13 protein-coding genes are annotated in these 17709 nt (G+C 58.8%); 5 read left to right on the top strand and 8 right to left on the bottom strand.

Annotation, left to right across the window (positions count from 1 at the left end; translation table 11 throughout):
- Positions 1 to 223: 223 nt before the first annotated feature.
- A complete protein-coding gene (gene ptcA / locus ACTQZF_RS08480) occupies positions 224 to 1297 on the bottom strand; it encodes a putrescine carbamoyltransferase (protein WP_427728553.1) in 1074 nt (357 codons plus the stop codon).
- Between the two features lie 330 nt (positions 1298 to 1627).
- On the opposite strand from ptcA, the gene ACTQZF_RS08485 reads away from it, so the two are divergent.
- A complete protein-coding gene (locus ACTQZF_RS08485; protein ID WP_441555041.1) occupies positions 1628 to 2593 on the top strand; it encodes a response regulator transcription factor in 966 nt (321 codons plus the stop codon).
- 454 nt (positions 2594 to 3047) lie between these two features.
- Here ACTQZF_RS08485 and ACTQZF_RS08490 read toward each other — a convergent pair whose 3' ends face one another.
- Both ACTQZF_RS08490 and ACTQZF_RS08495 read right to left on the bottom strand, forming a co-directional pair.
- Entirely contained in the window at positions 3048 to 5249 is a 2202-nt protein-coding gene (locus tag ACTQZF_RS08490) for an FtsX-like permease family protein (protein ID WP_441555042.1), read from the bottom strand.
- Positions 5239 to 6024 (bottom strand): ABC transporter ATP-binding protein, encoded by a 786-nt coding sequence (locus ACTQZF_RS08495; protein ID WP_427719015.1) that lies wholly within the window; start codon positions 6022 to 6024, stop codon positions 5239 to 5241. Before ACTQZF_RS08495 ends, ACTQZF_RS08490 begins: the two co-directional genes overlap by 11 nt.
- Positions 6025 to 6286: 262 nt before the next feature.
- Between ACTQZF_RS08495 and vsr the strand changes: the two genes are divergently transcribed.
- Positions 6287 to 7276: a DNA mismatch endonuclease Vsr gene (gene vsr / locus ACTQZF_RS08500; protein ID WP_441555043.1), complete on the top strand. Its 990-nt coding sequence runs from the start codon at positions 6287 to 6289 to the stop codon at positions 7274 to 7276.
- A 700-nt stretch (positions 7277 to 7976) separates the two neighbouring features.
- Here the strand turns inward: vsr and ACTQZF_RS08505 are convergent.
- Positions 7977 to 8834: a class II fructose-bisphosphate aldolase gene (locus tag ACTQZF_RS08505; RefSeq protein WP_022095149.1), complete on the bottom strand. Its 858-nt coding sequence runs from the start codon at positions 8832 to 8834 to the stop codon at positions 7977 to 7979.
- A 334-nt stretch (positions 8835 to 9168) separates the two neighbouring features.
- Here ACTQZF_RS08505 and ACTQZF_RS08510 point away from each other — a divergent pair, with 334 nt between their 5' ends.
- A complete protein-coding gene (locus ACTQZF_RS08510; protein ID WP_441555044.1) occupies positions 9169 to 9972 on the top strand; it encodes a DeoR/GlpR family DNA-binding transcription regulator in 804 nt (267 codons plus the stop codon).
- A gap of 64 nt (positions 9973 to 10036) precedes the next feature.
- Here ACTQZF_RS08510 and ACTQZF_RS08515 read toward each other — a convergent pair whose 3' ends face one another.
- A complete protein-coding gene (locus ACTQZF_RS08515) occupies positions 10037 to 11197 on the bottom strand; it encodes an FprA family A-type flavoprotein (protein ID WP_427728570.1) in 1161 nt (386 codons plus the stop codon).
- 129 nt (positions 11198 to 11326) lie between these two features.
- Positions 11327 to 12313, bottom strand: a complete 987-nt coding sequence (locus tag ACTQZF_RS08520) for a LacI family DNA-binding transcriptional regulator (protein ID WP_154515200.1) — start codon at positions 12311 to 12313, stop codon at positions 11327 to 11329.
- 383 nt (positions 12314 to 12696) lie between these two features.
- Between ACTQZF_RS08520 and ACTQZF_RS08525 the strand changes: the two genes are divergently transcribed.
- A complete protein-coding gene (locus ACTQZF_RS08525) occupies positions 12697 to 13902 on the top strand; it encodes a galactokinase (protein ID WP_441555045.1) in 1206 nt (401 codons plus the stop codon).
- Entirely contained in the window at positions 13893 to 15521 is a 1629-nt protein-coding gene (locus ACTQZF_RS08530) for a UDP-glucose--hexose-1-phosphate uridylyltransferase (protein ID WP_441555046.1), read from the top strand. Before ACTQZF_RS08525 ends, ACTQZF_RS08530 begins: the two co-directional genes overlap by 10 nt.
- 269 nt (positions 15522 to 15790) lie before the next feature.
- On the opposite strand, the gene ACTQZF_RS08535 is transcribed toward ACTQZF_RS08530, so the two are convergent.
- Both ACTQZF_RS08535 and ACTQZF_RS08540 read right to left on the bottom strand, forming a co-directional pair.
- Positions 15791 to 16726, bottom strand: coding sequence for a hexose kinase (locus ACTQZF_RS08535; protein ID WP_154514968.1), 936 nt, complete (start codon positions 16724 to 16726; stop codon positions 15791 to 15793).
- 56 nt (positions 16727 to 16782) lie between these two features.
- Positions 16783 to 17664: an aldose 1-epimerase family protein gene (locus tag ACTQZF_RS08540; protein WP_441555047.1), complete on the bottom strand. Its 882-nt coding sequence runs from the start codon at positions 17662 to 17664 to the stop codon at positions 16783 to 16785.
- Positions 17665 to 17709: the final 45 nt, after the last annotated feature.

Raw genomic sequence — 17709 nt, forward strand, 5'->3', positions numbered from 1 at the left:
CAGCAGGAGCGGCGGCCTCGCAAACGAAGACGACGCAGATGATGGTCGAAATGACCGTCAGGAAGGAAAGCTTTTTCTTTCCGTCACTCATATTTAATCCTTTGCTCAGTCTTGGACAGATTCGAGGCCCTAAGGTATTAAGGCAATTGCTTGGGCCTCGGTGAGCGGGCGACAGGAGACGAGCATCCACCGCCCGCAAACATGCTTTTAGAAGCCTTGAGGCTTAGAGCTGCTCGAGAGCCTCGAGAGCGGCGTGGAGCTCAGCCTTGGCGGAGTACTCGACACCCTCGTCGTTGAGCGGAGTGCGCTTGCCCAGGGCGGCAAGGAGAGCACGGATGGAGTGCTTGCGGTTCTCGGCCTCGACCCAGCACAGGGAGCGCTCGGGATCGTCCATGACCTCGTCGACGACTTCCTCGCCACGGGTGGCCGGCAGGCAGTGCATGAATTTGGAGTTGGGGCCGGCGAAGTTCATCATGTCCATGGTGACCTGATACTTGGGATAGAACACGTCCATGTAGTTCTCGCCCGAGACCTCCTCGTCGTACAGGCCATACCACACGTCGGTGTAGATGAAGTCGGCGCCCTTGATGCACTCGATGTCGTCAGAGATGACAACCGAGCCGCCGGAGACCTTGCAGTTCTCCTCGGCGATGGCCATCATCTGCTTGCCGAACTCGGCGCGCTCCTCGACGGTGCCAACGTGCAGGCCGCCGTCGGGGATCTGGTGGCCCTTAGGTCCAAACTGGACAAACTTCATGCCGACCTTGGAGGCGATGAACATGAGGGAGACGCAGACCTGGGTGGCATCGCCGATGAAGGCCAGGGTGCAGTCCTCGATCTTCTTGCCCTCGGGGAGGTTCTCGAGCATGGTCATGAGGTCGCCCATCTCCTGCGTGGGATGGTTGAACTCGGACATGCCGTTGATGACGGGCACAGCGGAGCCCTCGGCGAGGCCGACGACGTCCTTGTGACGGTCAACGCGAGCCATCATGATGTCGAGCAGCGAGCCCATAACGCGAGCGGTGTCGCCCAGAGACTCGTGACCGCCGAGCTGGATGGTGCCAGGGCCATAGAACTGAGCATGGCCGCCGAGGTCGGTCATGGCGGTCTCGAAGGAAAGACGGGTGCGGGTGGAGACCTGCTGGAAGATCATGCCAAGGCTCTGGTTGCGGAGCAGGTGCGGATAATAACCGTCAACCTTGATGGCCTTCTTCATTGCCAGGCCAAGATCCTCGATAGCCAGGATCTGCTCTTTGGTGAAGTCGTTGGTGTCGATGAAATCCTTAGGCAGTGCCATATCGATTTCCTTTCCGCCGGTCTTGCCGACTTATTTACTGTGAGGCGCTCGTACATCACACCTCGTGTTGACAAGACCATCATTCACCCGTGTGCAATTTTTACCTAGTTTATTCGGGATTAAAGACCGTTCACGGAGTTACACCCTCTATAAACCAATATAAACCCGCAGGCAGCGGGCTTGCAGGGGGTTTACCGTCTGGAACCGCGAACGGTATACGGCTATGCTATGTCTGGCGTCTAATCCGCAATGGAACGACCGGCTGAGACAAGTATACCCGTGGGATATAGCGGGCTCCATAAGAGTTTAAATGAGGCAGGACGGTGACAAATGGACACGCTCATGTTCTTCTATACCTTAGCGATACTCGTAATCTGTATTGTGACGGCAGTGCTTTCGCTTGCCGCCTACGCCTCGTCCCATCGACGCTTCTTTATCTATGGCAGCGGCGTTTTTATTTGCTACGCCATCGAGATGACCGAGATCTTCTTTTTTGAATACACGTTGCAAAACGAGACTTTTCCGGCCAGCGACTATTACGCAATTACCATGCCTGCGTTTCGGACCCTTGTGGCGACCACTTCACAGGCTTTTATTTGGCTGATTGCCATGGACTTGCTCGATAAGCATTCAAAAAAGCAGTTCACTATCCCCGTCTTAACGTTTTTGCTGTTAGAGTCGCTGACTATCGTCGCTGTCCCCTCCGGCCCCATGCGTCAGTGGCTCTACTACACGATGCGTCAGGTATTCCTTGTCTTTGTGGGACTGTATATCTTTTGGACGGCTCATAAAAGTACGGAGGTTGAGCTGAAGGCACGCGTTAACAACCAGCGAAAGCACCTGATTATCGGCGCTATTCTGGTCGGTTGCATCGTTGCCGAGGATTTCTACAACATCCTTGTCATCCCCATGAGTCTGGCACCCTCTTGGCTGCAGCTTTATCTATCCGAGCGCAACTTTAGCGAGAACGTCTTTGCGTGCTACTTTGCGATTCTGCTGATCATCTACTCATACCACGTGCTTTCAATTCGCATGGAGAAGGCGCCCGAGGAAAAGAACGTCAACGATCTTGATCGACACATCGAAGAGCAAATGCCCTTCTATCGCAACGCCTACAGGCTCTCCAACCGCGAGGCCGAGGTTTTGCGTCTGGTTGTGCTGGGCAAGTCGAACCAAGAGATTGCTGACGAGCTATTCCTTGCCGTGGGCACCGTCAAGACCCACATCCACAACATCCTGGTCAAAACCGAGCAGCAAAACCGAACCACGCTCATCCTCCACTTTTGGAAGCGTTAACCTGCCAAAAAGGGACAGGTTTATTTTGGTAGGTTTTATCTGGGCAAACGCCAGCCGCCGCAAGAGAGCTGCTTTCCCTTGCGGCGGTCTTCTAGCAGTAAGACCAAGTGAGTAGACTTTTTGCAGGAGGTCGAGCACGGCCCAAAACGCCGCGGCTCTGACCTGCGATTTTATTGAACATTTGTCGCGATGTGCTCGGCATATCTAAATAAGTCTACTCACTTGCATCCGAGACGCACCAGATAGGCAAATAACCGCCGCGAAGGAAGGGTTACGCGGTTTTACCAAACCGCGTAACGGCTCGACGCTGCAAGCGCCCCTGAGCGAGCAATCCGACGTTCAGTCGTCGGTCGCGTACCGAAGTACGCTTCCCTCCTCTTTCACGTCACTTTACTCGCTTAGGGACGCTTTCGCTGACTTATGCTCAACCTACAATGATTCCAAACTGGATGAGTTACTCGCTGTAGCGGGTGGCTATGGCAGCTCGCACCATTCCGGTGCCCATGAGGTAGGTCACCAGGAAGTAGCCACCGTATGCTGCTAGGAAGATTGCACAGGTGAGGCCCACGGTGCCGCCGATGCTCATATTTCCGAATATGCTCACCAGCTCGATAATCACCTTAAGTGCCACAAAGGAGTGCGCCAGACCCACTGCCAGCGGGAACAGGAAGAATACCGCCTGCTGCGCCATCACCGAATGGCGAATCTGGCGGTCGTCGCAGCCGATCTGTGCCAGCACACGATAGCTGCGGCTGCCGTCGGCCACGTTGGAGAGTTGCTGGATCGACAGAATCGCCGCGCATGCAACGACCAATACAAAGCCGATGTAGATGGCTAGGTAGCTAATCATGCCGTTCATCTGCGCTGCTTGCGTGTACATCTCGGAGCGTGTGATGAAGATTCCCCACGATCCCGGCTCCTTGCCGTCAACGAGCAGATTGTCGAGCACAGTGTATTCAATGCTCTCGTCTGCCTCGGTCGTATCCATCCCCTGTTTGTAGTTAACGAGCAGGCTACTGGAATACGGCTGCAGATTAATTTGGGACAACAGCTCGTCGGCAACGACGACGGTACCCGGATTACTGCCCATCGCCGAGTTGGCGATGGCCGCCGTGTCCTCGTCCGACTTATCGGTTGCGGGTTTGAGCGTATGCCCGCCCAAGGTAAGGGCATGGCCGCCGGCCATATACTTGGTGTACAGGTCGATCAGCTCACCGCCCATATCACACGTAAGCAAGTACTGGTCGCGGCCAATGCTCACCGGCTCCTCGCCCATCATCTGACGCAGCTTGTTGTACTGGCTCGCCGGCGTCACAAACAGACCCATCGCATCGGCCTTGCTACCCCCGAACGCCTTGGGAAGCTTTTCGCCCATGGTCTTGCACATCTCACCCGCAGACACCGAAGGGCTCGAACCGCCAAACGGGTAACTTAGATACGAATCGATCTGCACATGCTCACCGGCAACATCGGCGATATTGACCTTCTTGCCGGTCTCGTCGTTGTTGTCCGCCGACTTGTCCTTACCGTGCCATGCAGGGTACAAATCGACCGTTGTATCGGCCAGCACCATGCGATCGGCCTCAGACGGATTGACATACTCTTTGTAGTAGTCGAGCGTATCGGGCGTGTAATAGACATACGTCTGCGACATATCGGCCGGCGCATAGCGCTCCAGGTTCTCGTTCATCACGCTGGCAATCGACATGCCGCAAGTCACAGAAGTAATGGCAAGGAACAGAATCATCGCGATGACGCCCATCGAAAAGCACACCGTGTTGACCTTGGCCGCAAGCTGGCGCACGATAAACATGTTGAGGCCGCGCCAATACACGCCGCGCAGGCTCTGCAGCAGCTTGATAAGCATGCCCGAGAGTCCCCAGAACAGGGCAAAGGTGCCCACGGTAACCATAGCGGTCGTAATGCCAAACTGGTTCATGGCCTCTTGCAGCTTGCTGTCCGTCGCGGTTAGCGGGAACCCATCACGTAGCAGACGGTAATAGGCCACGCCCACAAGCACCACGCCCACAGCAAAGATGGCAATCGCGATCCAGGGGTTGCGTGTCTTGATGCTCTCGTTGCGACGCTCGGCACCCATAAGCTCGATGAGTTTGGTACGACGCACGGCGCGAAGGTTCAGCAGTAGCGTGAGCACAAACATTACGAGCATGCAGGCAAGGGTCAGGTTGAACGCATGCACCGAGAAAAAGAAGTGGAAATTGGCGATCTGTGTCTTAAAGAGCGAGGCCGTAAAGAACGTCATGAGCTGGGAGAGTCCCACACCCAGCACAATGCCGGCGACAAAGGCCACAACCGATACTATCACGGTCTCGAGCGCCATGATCGTGGCGACGCGCCCGCGCCCCATACCGAGCACCTGGTACAGGCCAAACTCCTTCTTGCGGCGTTTCATGATGAAGTTATTGGCATACACCATCAAAAAGGCCATGACACCGGCCAAAAAGTACGTCAGGTAGCCGAGCATGCTGCCCATAACCTGCGCCAAGCCCTCTTCATCGATTCCGGCGATGTCGACCTGCATCGAGATGGTGTTAAAGGCATAGAAGACCGTGACGCCCAGGGTGAGCGTCAAAAGGTAGACGAGGTAGTCGCGGCCGGCGCGGCGGACGTTGCCCCAAGCGAGTTTACAGAGCATCGGAGCCCTCACCGCCCATCATGGCAACGACCTCCATAATGCGGTCGAAGAACTCGCGGCGGTCGGTGTCTCCGCGGCGCAGCTCGGTGAAGATCTTGCCGTCGCGAATAAACAGCACACGGCTCGTGTAGCTGGCGGCAAAGCTGTCGTGCGTGACCATGAGCACGGTGGCGCGCAGGCGGCGGTTAAGGGCCTCCAGGCTCTCGAGCAGCAGGCGAGCGCTCTTGGAATCGAGGGCGCCGGTGGGCTCGTCGGCCATGATCATGGTGGGGTCGGTGACGAGCGCGCGGGCCGCGGCAACGCGCTGCTGCTGACCGCCGGACATCTGGTAGGGATACTTGTCGAGCACCTGACTGATGGACAGGCGCGCTGCCACATCCTGCACGCGGGTCGAGATCTCTGCCGAGTTTGTGCGGGCGATGGTGAGCGGCAGGGCGATGTTCTCGCGTGCCGTGAGCGTATCGAGCAGGTTGGAGTCCTGGAAGATAAAGCCAAGCTCCTCGCGGCGGAACTGCGAAAGCTTAGCCTGCTTCATGCGCGTCACGTCCTGGCCGTTGATGCGGATCGTGCCACTTGTGGCACTATCGATGGTCGACACGCAGTTGAGCAACGTCGACTTACCCGAGCCCGAAGCGCCCATGATGCCAACGAATTCGCCGCGGTTGACGGTAAAGCTGACGTCGTTGAGCGCGCGGGTCACGTTGCCCAGCGCTCCGTATACCTTTTCGAGATGCACGACTTCCAGTACCGGGGTCGCCATGTGCGTGGTTTGCATACCGAGTCCTTTCTTGCGATTAGTCTACGGCATCTATAGTCGCAAGAAGCCGAGTCGGCTACCATCGATATCGCTTACGCTTGCCTTACCGTTGCGTAAGGTAGGGGTAGTCTTTTTGGGACGGGGCTTTTTTAGCTACCCTATCCGTAGCCTTCGAAGCATGAGGCCGCATTTGACATAGGGCAGCTAAAAAAGCCCCGTCCCAAAAAGACTACCCAAATGAGCTGCCTTGTCATGTGTTGATGCTGAGAGAGGACTCCTGTTGAAGACTGTTCATGTTGCCGCTGGGATCATTCGCAAGGAAGGATCTGACGAGCTGCTTGCCGTGCAGCGCGGCTATGGCGACATGCGGGGACTTTGGGAGTTTCCCGGCGGCAAGCTCATGCGCGGCGAGACGCCCGAGGACGCCGTACGCCGCGAGCTCATAGAAGAGCTGCAGGTAAAAGTCACCAACCTGCGCGATTTCTATACCGTTGAGTACGACTACCCCGATTTTCATCTCTCCATGGAGTGCTACTACTGCTCGCTCGCCGATGACTCCGATGAGCCCCAGAAGCACGACCGCCAGCTCGATATCCGCTGGATTCCGCGCACCTCGCTTGCCACCGTTGAGTGGATGCCCGCCGACAAAGGGCTTATCGATGCTCTGATTGAGTTGAAGGAAGATCGGCTTGAGGCCAACGGCGCCGCCGATGACGCCACGCCCAACACGGCCGACAAACCCGCCACCAAACCCAAGCGCGCACCTAAGCGCCGCAGCAAAAAGCGTCCCAAGCCCGGTCTGCTCGACGGCATCGATACCTCGGACCTCTCCGCTGACGAGCGCGAACTGGTGCGCCGTCGCGCCGCTATAAAAAAGTCCATGAAGGGCAACAAGCGCGCCAACACCAAACCCGAGCTGCTCGTTCGCCAGCGCCTGCGGGCAGCGGGCCTTACGGGATACCGTCTGGAATGGAAGGTACCCGGCAAGCCTGACATCGCCTTTCCCGGGCGCAAGATCGCCATTTTCGTCAACGGCTGCTTTTGGCATCGCTGCCCTAAGTGCAATCCAAGCCAGCCCAAGCGCAATGTTGAGTTTTGGGAGGCAAAGTTTCGCCGCAACGTCGAGCGCGACCGAGCCGCCATCGACGCGCTTACCCGAATGGGCTGGACGCCCATCACCGTCTGGGAATGTGAGCTCAAGAAAGACCGCATCGACGCCACCATGGAAAAGGTCATCGAACAGGTACGCGCCGCCGCACCGCAGCGCTAACAGCGATCATTCACACGCTCCGCACGTCCGCGCCACATCCGAGCCGCAAACCTTAGAAAGCCATTAAGCTCAAAACCTTTCAAGAGTGTTATTGGATACCTTTGACCTGCGGTTTCATTGTTATATCAAACCTGATTAAGCCTTTCTTTAGCGCTTCTTTGCAGCAGCCGCGGCATAATACTGCCAACGCACGGGACCTAGCAGCACACCCCCGTGCGCAACCTTTTGGTGGACATCGAGGAGGCCGCATAAGCATGCATTCTTCCAATGACGCAACACAGCAGCCATCCCTAAAACATGCAGACCTTTTCTCCTTCCCCCCGACACAGAGAAACGGCCCCCTCGACTCCCCCACCACAAAAGCCAAACGCTCAACCGATCAGAATCTCAACTTGCGAGCATCGTTCGAAAAGCTCCAAGCATCCCTAAACAAGTCATTCCCCAACCAAGCCCGGGCATACTAACCCCCACCAACAAAGCGTCCCTAGCGCCCCACCCCGTCAGCCCCAACGCCACAAGGGCGATCGAGCAGGGCCGTCCGGAAACGGAAAAGGGCCTATCTCTCAGAACATTCCGCAGGACGGAGGAAGCCCCGCAGCGCGTAGCGCGCAGCGGGGCTTCCGACATGTCCGAGGACGTTCTGAGAGATAGGCCCTTTTCCGTTTCCGGACGGCCCGGTGGGATCAGAGTACCCTTGCTGTTACTCTGCTTTGCCCACAGAGTTGAGGTTGGTCATGCGGATCTTAACCAGCTCGGTGATCTCACGCATGCCCTCCTTGGCCGGCTTCTTGGGATCGAAGCAGGCGGGGTTCTCGGCCATGTAGGCCATGAAGCCCTTGGTGTAGGCCTGACGCAGCTCGGTAGCGTAGTTAACCTTGCAGATGCCGTTCTTCACAGCCTCGGCAACCTGCTCATCGGGCACACCGGAAGTGCCGTGCAGAACCAGCGGCACGTCGACGGCGTCGCGGATGGCCTTGACCACGGACTGCTCGATGTGCGGATCGCTCGTGTACACGCCGTGGCTGGTGCCAACGCCAATGGCCAGCGAGGTGCAGCCGGTGCGCTCGACGAACTCCTTGGCCTCGGCAGGATCGGTGTAGGGGCTCTCGCCCTCAACCGCGGGACCGTCGTCCTCCTTGCCGCCAACCTTGCCGAGCTCGGCCTCGACGGGCACGCCCATGGCTCGGCCAGCGTCGGCGACGGACTTGGTCAGGGCAATGTTGTCCTCAAAGGACTCGTGCGAGCCGTCGATCATGACGGAGGTGTAGCCCGTGCGGAAAGCCTGCATGCAGCGGTCATAGCCATCGCCGTGATCGAGGTGCAGAGCGACGGGCACGGAAGCGCGCTCGGCAGCGGCCTTCACCATGCCGTAGAAGTAGTCCAGACCAGCGGTCTTGATGGTGCCCGGGGTGGTCTGCATGATGACGGGGGACTTGGTCTCCTCGGCAGCGGCCAGAACGGCCATAACAAACTCGAGGTTCTCGACGTTGAACGCGCCGACGGCGTAGTGACCGGCCTGAGCGTCCTTGAGCATCTTTTCGGTGGTAACAAGTGCCATGAGCGTTTGCTCCTCTCCCTCGCCCGCATCTGGACATCGGGCGTAGTTGTTCACAAGGCGTTTTACCTTGCGTTTTACTGCGTTCATTGTATGAAATTCAGCGGCTTTGCACGTGCGAGATATTGAGTCCATGCAGGCCAATACAGTCGTTTTTGAAAAGTAAACGGAAGGAATCGGAACCGAGTGGGCGTGTTCGATATTGAATTTTGAGCGTTTAGCGTCTTTCTTTTATAGAAAAGATAAGTAATCGAAAGGTGTTTTCTTACTCAAAAAGAAAATGAACGAAAATAGAGTCAACACAATTCCTGCAAATTTAGCCGAGAATGGAGCAAACATGGCCCAAGCTACCAACCGTGCTTTTGCTGACGAGCGCCGTACCGCCATTATGGAAATACTCGAGCATAACGCCTCGGTGCAGGTAGCAGAAATCGCCCAGACCTTTGGTGTGTCCTCCGTCACCGCCCGCGCCGACCTGGACGCGCTCGCCGAAGCAGGCAAGCTGCGTCGCACACATGGTGGTGCCGTATCGCTCCACAAACGCCTGACCGTCTCCACGCAAGATCGCCGCATCAATGTCAACGTCGCCGCCAAGCAGGCCATCGCGCAAAGCGCCATCGAGCTCGTTAATGACGGCGACACGCTGCTCGTCGACTCGGGCACCACGGCGCTCGAATTCGTCCGGCTCCTCGATCAGCGCGACGGCATCACCGTTATCACAGCCGACATTACCATCGCCGATTATATTGACGAGAGCATGCCCTCGGTTGATGTCGTCATGCTGGGCGGGGCACTGCGCAAAGGTCATCGCTATCTGTACGGCCCACTTACCATGCAGGCGCTCCAAATGGTCCACGCCGACCTTGCCATCATGTGTCCTGGCGCTTTTGTTCCCGGCTGCGGCTTTACGACCGACTTTCCGCAGATGGCCGAGACCAAAGCGGCTATGGTCGGTGCCGCCCGTCAAAGCGTCGCCCTCATGGACGCCAGTAAGGTCAACGGACGCGGCATGTACCGTTTTGCCGAGCTTGCCGACGTCGACATCATCGTGATGGACAGCGACCCCGACGCCGCCGTCGCCACCTCAATCGCCGAGGCCGCCGACAGCGCACGGCCAGCTCTCATCATCGCCGGCGCTTAAACAAAAACCACCACAAAGGGCCTGTCCCTTTGTGGTGGTTTTGCCCGTTAAAAGCGAAATATCGCTACTTGGAAAGCTCGTCGGCGAGGGCCTCGATCTGGGCGCGCGATGTGTCGTTGAGCGATCCCAGCACGGTCACCTTGTTCTGCGCCAGGGTGATGTCCTTCATGCCCTCGAGCTCCTTGGTCATAACCTTGGCAGCGGCGGGCGTCCAGGAACCGGCCTCGACGAGCGCCACGGTGCGGTTCTGGTAGGCATGCTCGGCGAGCGTGTGGATAAAGGTGCTCATGAACGGGAAGATCTCGCCCTGATAGGTGATAGAGGCGAGCACCAGGCGGTCATAGCGGAACGCATCCTCAACGGCCTCGGCCATGTCGTCGCGAGCCAGGTCAAAGACGGAAACCTTCTGGCCGCGAGCCTCGAGCGCTGCGGCGAGCTCCTCGACAGCGGCCTTCAGATGTCCATACACACTCGCATAGGCAATCGTGATGCCCTCGTCCTCGGGCTGATAGCTCGACCAGGTGTTGTAGGTGTCGAGGTAATAGCCCAGATTCTCGGTAAGGACAGGACCGTGGAGCGGGCAGATGATCTGAATATCCAGATCGGCAGCCTTTTTGAGCACGGCCTGCACAAACTTGCCGAACTTACCGACGATGCCAAAGTAGTAGCGGCGAGCCTCGCAAGCCCAGCCCTCGGGATCCTCGATGTCGTTGGCGCCAAACTTGCCAAAGCCGTCGGCACTAAAGAGCACCTTGTCGGTGGCCTCATAGGAGAAGAGCACCTCGGGCCAGTGAACGTTGGGGGCGCCAATAAAGGTCAGGCTGTGGCCGCCCAGGTCGAGCACATCGCCCTCTTTGACAACCATTTTGCGCTCGGGGAAGTCGGTGCCAAAGTAGTTGACCATCATGCGGAAAGCACCCATGCTGGCCACAATCTGCGCCTGGGGATAGCGCTCCATAAAGGCGGCGATACCGGCGGAGTGATCAGGCTCCATATGATGGATGACCAGGTAGTCGGGCGTACGGCCATCGAGCGCGGCCTCGAGGTTGCCGAGCCACTCGTCGACAAAACCACCGTCGACCGAATCGGCGACAGCGATTTTATCGCCCAAGATAACGTAGCTGTTGTATGCCATACCGTTCTCGGACACATCGTACTGGCCCTCGAACAGGTCAATGTCGTGATCGTCGACGCCAATGTAGCGGATATCCTTGGTGATCTCCATCAGGCAAAGCCTCCTAGATAGACAAAATAACCTGTCTATCATAGCACTTGGCAGCATTCCAACTGTTGTCTGCCGGCATCCTTACCGATTGTTATTAAAATACGATAAATCGCCGTTTACCTGCGCAAACTATGAGCGTGGCATCGCCGTGCTATGTCGAATAATGAGCTGGCCGGGAATACGGATAGCAACGGTTTTGCCCGCCGTACCCGCCTCGGGAACCGCGTGCTCAAACACCTCGCGTCCACGCTGATGTAAATCGAATCGAACGGTCGTGAGCTCGTTATGCGCGACAAAGTCGTCGAGCGAATCGTCGACGCCCACCACGCTTACGTCCTCGGGCACGCGCAGGCCGCTATCACGCAGCGCGGCAATCGCGCCATTTGCCATCTGATCGTTTGCCGCATAAATCGCCGTCATGGTGCGATCGTGCTCGGCCAGGTACCTGCCGGCCTCGTAGCCACTGTTGGCAGACCAGTCGCCCTCGAGCGGCGCCTGCGGCTTAATGTGCTTATGCTCGAGCGCATCCTGCCAGCCGGCGCGACGAAATTGCTCGTCGACCGAGAACGACGGGCCGCCAATATAGCGAATTTGCTCGTGCCCCAGCTCAAACAGATGATCCATAAGCAAGAGCGAGCAGCCGTAATGGTCGGAGTCGACCGTGGTCACCCGCGGGTGCGCGTACATGGTAACAATAACCGTGCCAATGCCCGGCAGCGGATCAAACGTCTCAAAATCGGGCGCCATGCGGCTCATGCCGATGATGATGCCGTCCACCGGCAGCGCAGCCATACGACGCGTGGCCTCGGCAAGCGAAAACTCCTCGGTCTTGGACATCTCGACCAGCGTGATGGCGCAATTATGCTCGCGAGCAGCGCTGGCGATGCCGTCGATCATTGAGAGGTTGCCAAACTTGGTGATATCGTTGACGCACAGACCGACCGAATGGTAACGGCCGTCGCGCAGCGAGCGGCCGGCATAACTCGGACGAAAACCGAGCTCTTGCATAGCGGCCTGCACGCGCTGGCGCGTCTGCTCGTTAACGTTGGGCAAGCCGTTGGCGACGCGCGAAACCGTCTGCTGCGAAACACCGGCAGCGCGGGCGACGTCGGCCATGGAGACCGGACGCGTACCTGTATCGTTGGACGAGTGCCTTGCCACAGAACCACCTTCACCTTTGCGAAATCTGAATAGCGTGCATGCCGACCCAGGCAGAAACACACCCCGCGCCGAAGCCCGCTATCGTCGGACGCATGTTAACGTACTCTACTTTTTCTATCTGCATCTCTTCTGCTTTATAAGTCCATACGGCGGTACCGTTCACGGCTGTAATTCTACCGGCTACCGGATTCTCAAAAAGTGACAAGCGATGTGTTATGAGTACGTTAACATAGCCCGTAACGTGCGGCATCGTGAACACTTGGTTCATGCCGCTTCAAGTTGTTAACGTACTCATAGCGACGCAAAACTCACCCGTGCGCGCCAAGGAAAGGACTCCCATGACCACCCCCGACGAAAAGACACTCACCATGCTCACCAAGCTGTTTGAGGAGGAGTTTGGACCCATCGGCGACCGCCAGGTGCTCTACGTGCACGCACCCGGGCGTTCCGAGATCAGCGGCAATCACACCGATCACGAGGGCGGCCATGTTATCGCCGGCTCGCTCGATGTCGCCGTTGACGGTATCGCCGTGGCGACCGACTCCAACAAGATCCGCGTCGCCGACGAGGGCTATCCTACGTTTACGATCATGCTCGACACGCTGGATATTCAAGAGTCCGAGAAGGGCACGTCCGCGAGCCTCGTCCGCGGCATGGCCCACGAAATCGCTGCTCTGGGCGTTGAGCCCCAGGGCTTCGACTTCGCCTTCACCTGCTCCGTCCCCTCGGGCGGCGGCCTTTCCAGCTCTGCCGCCGTCGAGGCGGCGTACGGTCGTGCCATGGAGACGCTCTGGGGCGCACCCGCCATCGAGCCCGTCGCGCTCGCCCAGATGAGCCAGCGCACCGAGAACAACTACTATGGCAAGCCCTGCGGTCTTATGGACCAGGCCGCCGTTTGCTTGGGCGGCCTCGCCTACATGGACTTTGAGGACCAGGCTCAGCCTAAAACCCAGAAGCTCGAACTCAACTTTGAGGATCACGGCTATGCGCTCGTGCTCGTTAAGGTTGGCGCCGACCATGTGGCAGCTACCGACGACTACGCCGCCGTTCCGCGCGAGATGCAGGACATCGCCGCCGAGCTTGGCAAGACACGCCTGTGCGAGGTAAACGTGGCGGATTTTGACGCCAAGCTCCCTGAGCTACGCGCCAAGCTGGGCGACCGTGCCTGCCTGCGCGCCGTTCACTACTGGTACGAGAACGGCCTGGTCGATAAGCGCTGGGCAGCCCTTAGCGCCGGCGACATCGACCAGTTCCTGGTCCTGACGCGCGAGTCCGGTGCCAGCTCCGCCATGTACCTGCAGAATGTCGTCGCCAAACTGGGCTCCGAGCAACCTTCCATGTATGCCTTGGCGCTGGCCGAGCATGTGCTCGACGGCCGCGGCGCCGTCCGCATCCACGGTGGCGGCTTTGGTGGCACCATCCAGGCCTTCGTGCCGCTCGACCTGGTCGACACCTTCATCACCAAGATGAACGGCTGGCTGGGCGAGGGCTCTGCCCGCCACTACGCAATTTCTGACAAGGGGGCTTACGCGGCATGGCTGTAATGACTGATGTGCGCGAGGCCGCGCAGGGCCTGATTGAGTATGCCATCCATCGATCCATGATCGGACAGGATGACCGCATCTGGGCCTACAACACCATTCTCGAGTGCATCGGCGCCACGGGTCCCGCGCTCGACATGGCTTGGGCGATGCAGAACGAGAAGCTCTCGCTCTTGCACCCCGATATGCTCCCCAATTTTGACCTGGAGGGCACGCTTGCCGCGCTTTCCGAGGACGCCGTTGCCAACGGCGCTGCCGAGGACACGGCGTCGGGCCGCGACCGCATCGCCATGCGCATCATGGGCGCGCTCATGCCGAGGCCTTCGGTTGTAAACGAGGAGTTCAACGGACGCATGGGCGTCAACGAGCCCCGCGCCGCGACCGACTGGTTCTATGGTCTGTGCTGTGACGCCGGTTACGTGCGCCGCGCCGCCATCGCGCGCAATATCAAATGGAGTACCCCCACCAACTGGGGCGACCTGGAAATCACCATTAACCTGTCGAAGCCCGAGAAGGACCCGCGCGACATTGCCGCGGCCGGCGCCGCAAAGAACACGGGCGAGAAGTATCCCGCCTGTCAACTGTGCATCGAGAACGAGGGCTACCCTGGACGCTCCGCCGCAGCCGACGGCGGCGCCCATCCCGCTCGCCAGAACCTGCGCGTCATACCCATCCAGCTCAACGGCGAGCGCTGGGGCTTCCAGTACAGCCCGTACGCGTACTTTAACGAGCACTGCATTGCTATGAGCGCCGAGCATCGCCCGATGCACGTCGACCGTAAGGGACTGACCTGCCTGCTCGATTTTGTGGACCTGTTCCCGCACTACTTTATTGGCTCCAACGCCGACCTGCCCATCGTGGGCGGCTCGATTCTGTCGCACGACCACTTCCAGGGCGGCGCGCACGAGTTCCCCATGATGCATGCCACCGAAGTCTCGAAGTTTAACGTGTCCGGCTTTGACCAGGTCAGCGGTACCGTGTTGCAGTGGCCGCTTTCGGTGCTGAGACTGCGCTCGCACGACCGCGCCCAGCTGCTCGACGCCGCCGAGAAGATTATCCTCGCCTGGCGCGAGTGGACCGATGAGTCTGTGGGCGTCATCGCACACACGGCCGACGGCGTGGCGCATAACACTGTGACGCCCGTCATCCGCCGCGTCGACTCTCGCGGCAATGCCGGCGGCGAGATCTACGAGGCCTACCTGGCGCTTCGCTGCAACATCACAACCGACGAGCATCCGCTGGGCGTATTTCACCCGCATGCCGAGTACCACCATATTAAGAAGGAGAACATCGGCCTGATCGAGGTCATGGGCCTGGCCATTTTGCCGCCGCGCTTGGTTCCCGAGCTCGGCGCTGTCCGCGAGCACTTGCTGGCAGCCAAGGCCGATGTCAGTTACGACCTTGCCGGCGCGCTCGAGGGCGACGACCTTTGCCGCAGCCACGCCGCATGGGCCAAGGACGTCTTTGCCCGCCGCGCCGACGAGCTTACGGCGGATAGCGCCATCGACATCCTGCACGAGGAGGTCGGCATGGTGTTTGGCCACGTGCTCGACAACGCCGGCGTCTTTAAATGGGACGAAGCCGGTCGCGCCGCCCAGCAGCGCTTTATCAACTCGCTGTAATGATCCCTTGGGGACGGAGGAAAACGGATCATTTCGTCTTCAAGACAACGGCGCCCGCCGGCAACATCGCCGGCGGGCGCCGTTTTTGGTGCAAGGGCAGCTAATTTGGGACGGGGCTATTTTGACTACTTTGCATCTAGAAGTAGTCAAAATAGCCCCGTCCCAAATTAGCTGCCTCTCATGAGAGTGGAAAATCTCCCACTCTAAGCCCGCTTGCGAGCCCAAAATGGGAGATTATCCACTCTCGTTTTGTTCGGTACGCCGTAACTCTAAAGTTCGGTTACCTCTACGCTGTTGTAGACCTCGTCCCAGCGGTCCATGACCAGGTGGCCGGTCTTGGGATCCATGGCGTTGAGCTTGCCGCAGGTATTGGCGGTCTTGAGCACCGTGACGTCGTCGGCACCAGCAGCAATGGCATGCGCAAAACCGGCAATGGTCGAGTCACCGGAACCCGTCGCGTTCACAGCCGCAATCGCGGGCGTCTTGGCGCGGAACGCGCGGCCCTCATGGAAGCCCACCGAACCGGCAGCGCCCATCGAAACGACAACCCAGGGAATACCGGCAAAACGGTCATCGGCGGCGAGCGCCTCGCGCAGGGCATCGACATCATCGGTCGTAAAGGACGTACCCAGCAGGCCGTTAATCTCGGTCAGGTTGGGCTTTACGAGCTCAGGCTTAGCGTCGGACTCCAGTGCGGCCTCCAGCGATGCACCAGAGGTGTCGAGTAGCACCTTGGCGCCCGCCTCTTCGGCGATCTTGACGAGCTCGGCATAGTAGCCGGCATCGACACCGCGCGGCAGCGAGCCCGAAAGCGTCACAACGTCCGCCTTCGCTGCAAGCTCGGCAAACTTGGCCGTAAAGGCCTCGAGCTCGGCCGGGGCGATCTGCGGACCGCTCTCCAAAAGCTCGGTCTGATTGCCCTCGTGCAGAATATTCAGGCAAATGCGCGTCTCGCCGGCAATGGGTACAAAGTCGTTCTTGACGCCGTCGGCATCCATGAGCTCGGCCATATAGGCACCCATGTGACCGCCAAGCAGGCCAGTCGCGAGCACGTCGTCGCCCAGCTGCAGCAGCACGCGGCTCACGTTGAGGCCCTTGCCGCCAGCGGTCTTTTCGGGCGTCACCCGGTTAACATCGTCGATGACCAGCTTATCGAGCTGATAACGCGTATCAATCGACGGGTTCATGGTAACAGTCAGAATCATATTGAACTCCTGTTTCCGGGGCACGACACGCGCGACCCCAAACATACGATAGCTCGTTAAAGGATCTCGATCTCAAAGCCGCGGGTGACGGTCTCCCCCGGCTTGGCCACCAGGCAGCCGCGCTTGTGCTCCAGAATATCGTCCTCGTCGGAGCAGGTGGACAGGCCGCCCCACGGTTCCACGGCCACAAAGTCACCCTCGGGCTTGCTCCACACAATCAGGTACGGCATATCGGGGAACGTCAGGCGCACGCCCTTGTCCTCGGTCTTCTTGGTCAGCGTAACCACGCGGCTCTCGAGCACGTCAAAGATGGTCTCCGCGAAGTCAAAGAGTTCGTGGGTCAGCGGCAGGTCATGGCCAACCATCGGGTTCTTGCTGCGATGCTCAACATCAATCAGGCCCGTCGAGGGAACGGCAGTGCAGAGGTCGGTGGCCTCACGCTGCTCAAAACGAAGCTCGTAGTCGTCATAGGACTCGCCCTCGTCGAGCGGACACTTAAAGCCGGGGTGACCGCCCACAAAGAACGGCATGTCCTCGGTGCCCTCATTGGTCACCTCGTACGACACGGCAACCTTTTCCGAATCGATCGTGTAACGAGCAACGATCTTAAACGGATACGGGTACTGCTCGAGCAACTCGGCATGGTCGGCAGAGCTTAAGCTCAGCGCAACCATGTTGTCGCTCTGTTCCTCGAGCTTCCACTCCTGCTTGCGCGCAAAGCCGTGGCGGGCGAGCTTTACCTCGCGGCCGCCCATGGTCATTGCGTGGCCGTCACGAAGGCCACCGCAGATCGGGAAGCAAATGGGGGCCTGGCCCGACCAGACTGTCGGATCACCCTGCCACAGGTACTCACGGCCGTTGGCCGCAATAGAAGTGAACGACCCGCCCGCCGTGCTCAGTGCCACGCGGATAGAACCGTTATCAAGAACAAACTCCATAGGAGCCTTCCCTTTCTTACGACAGCCCACCAAGTCAATAGGGCT

This window comes from Collinsella sp. LCP19S3_H3 (genome assembly GCF_052119145.1).
In the GTDB taxonomy this organism is placed as follows: Bacteria; Actinomycetota; Coriobacteriia; order Coriobacteriales; family Coriobacteriaceae; genus Collinsella.